Origin of the sequence: Devosia psychrophila, from assembly GCF_000971275.1 — a bacterium.
GTDB classification, from domain to species: domain Bacteria; phylum Pseudomonadota; class Alphaproteobacteria; order Rhizobiales; family Devosiaceae; genus Devosia; species Devosia psychrophila.
In genome coordinates, this window is record NZ_LAPV01000181.1 from 1 (window position 1) to 1,944 (window position 1,944).

The window sequence follows — 1,944 nt, forward strand, 5'->3', positions numbered from 1 at the left end:
GCGACGGGATCTGCCGCTCCGCTCAATGACCAGCTCTGCGCCAGCCCCCGTAGCTCACCCCGGCCAGATCGGCCAAAACAACCGCCCGAGTCTCCTTCAGGCTGGATAGAAGTTGGGGGCAACGTCACCAGTGACGCTCAAATGGTATGACTTGGATAAGTCAGAGCTCTTCCTTGATCTCGCAAAGAGAATGCCGGAAAATAAGCGACTATCGAATATTGTCTATGCTCGCCTCGTACTCGACCGGCTGCTCGATCCAGCAATAGCGAGGGTGCTCTATCTGGACTGTGACATTCTGGTCCGAGATGACGTTGCGACGCCGTACGAGTGGGACTTGGACGGACGTCCCATTGGCGCGGTCCGTGATAGCATCGGGGCTTGGTTGGTTGGCGGACGAGATGTCCGAGGCAATCGCGACATCTTCGATGTGGCTGATCCTTACTTCAACGCTGGCATCGTTCTGATCGATCTAGAGGGGTGGCGGCAAGCCGATATCATTGGCAAAATGGAGCAGGCATTTGCCGATGGGATAATGCAGCGAATTTATTACGATCAGGACCTGCTGAACATAGTTTTTCGCAACAATTGGCTACAGTTGCCGTGGCGCTGGAATACGATCGGCCCCTTGTTGGCGCACGAGAGTCTCGATCCCGCTATTCTGCATTATACCGGCACTAAAAAACCATGGGGGATTTGGGTAAACTGGCGACGTTCAATAGCCTTTGCCCGCTTTTACCGCCACGTCATGACCAATGAGATATTCTACGCTTTTGTCCGGCACCGCCGCATATCCTGGTGGAAAAAGAAGTTCCGAGCCAAATAGGTCCAAGCGTTTACAATGCATCAGGCGCGCGTCTTGGATAACTTCTCAAACCAGTGGTCTACTTGACCTGCGATCCCACGTCTGTGCGTGCGCAACGAAAACAGGTCAGCGACAATCGACGCAAATTCTCGTGTCGCTTTGGTTGATTTGAAACCAGGCCAACCGTCAGCCAGCAACTGCCCCATAGCAACTTGCTCATTGTCCCATTTGTTGTTGGGAAGCCAACGCTGCTCCACGAGCTCGTGAAGCAGCTGCGCAGCATGAACTGCGCCGGCTCCCGTCATGTACAGATCTCCACCCGTAACCAGTCTCGGGGATGTCCCAACAAGCCCCTCGACCCTGCCCTTTCTAATTTGTTTCAGGCCCCAGGGCGTTGGGGACGCTGCAAACGACGCATCCCGAAACTTTTCCAACCATTTTCGGGATAATAGGCCGTCAGCCATGTCCTGCCTGAAAAAGCGGGAGAGACCCGCATCGACCCACAACATCTTGGCGCTGTCGCCTTCTTCTACCGCGACCCGTTTAAGCATGTCGAATTTAGACATCACCAAAAGCGCATAGCGGGGCAAAGTGAAGGTCAAATCCTGGCTATCCAAGGAAATCCCTATGCGGTCAACCTGTTCTTCCCACCGCATCGGATACCATTCCACGATAGGTACCTGAACCAGGCGGTCCCCAGGTTTGGGATGGATTTGACCTAGTTCGATACTGGGATCGAGAAAGACAGTGAAGCGGACCGGCAGTCGAAGTGTTGCATTCAGCCATCCAATATACTGCTCGATCGGACGTCCCACCCCGCCTCGCCCAATATCGTACAAGGCTGTGACAGCGATGATATTGTCAAACACGAGAGTACCCATCCTATGTGAGCTGTCTGGGCGTTTGGATCACTCCAACTGCCAGGTTGCAAGTATTCTCTCACCTCGAGCGTCAAGTGACCCATGTGTCACTGTGAACCGCACCGGGTTTGCCGGAGGCTCCAACTCCTGAGTAGGATGGAGCATGACGAGCAAGACGACGAACAAGTTTTCGAGTGAGGTTCGCACCCGTGCAGTGCGGATGGTGCAAGAGCATGGTGGAGAGTATCCATCCCGCTGGGCGGCCGTTGTGTCGGTTGCCGG

At 54.5% G+C, this 1,944-nt stretch carries 2 protein-coding genes; one reads left to right on the top strand and one right to left on the bottom strand.

Features of this window, described 5'->3' with window-relative positions; all coding sequences use genetic code 11:
• The first annotated feature begins 130 nt into the window (after window positions 1-130).
• The gene (locus WH91_RS19775) at window positions 131-823 is read left to right on the top strand and encodes a glycosyltransferase family 8 protein (protein ID WP_046172741.1); all 693 of its coding nucleotides are present in this window, start codon (window positions 131-133) and stop codon (window positions 821-823) included.
• Window positions 824-843: 20 nt separating this feature from the next.
• Here the strand turns inward: WH91_RS19775 and WH91_RS19780 are convergent, their stop codons facing one another.
• Window positions 844-1,671: a hypothetical protein gene (locus WH91_RS19780; RefSeq protein WP_143078324.1), complete on the bottom strand. Its 828-nt coding sequence runs from the start codon at window positions 1,669-1,671 to the stop codon at window positions 844-846.
• Window positions 1,672-1,944: the final 273 nt, after the last annotated feature.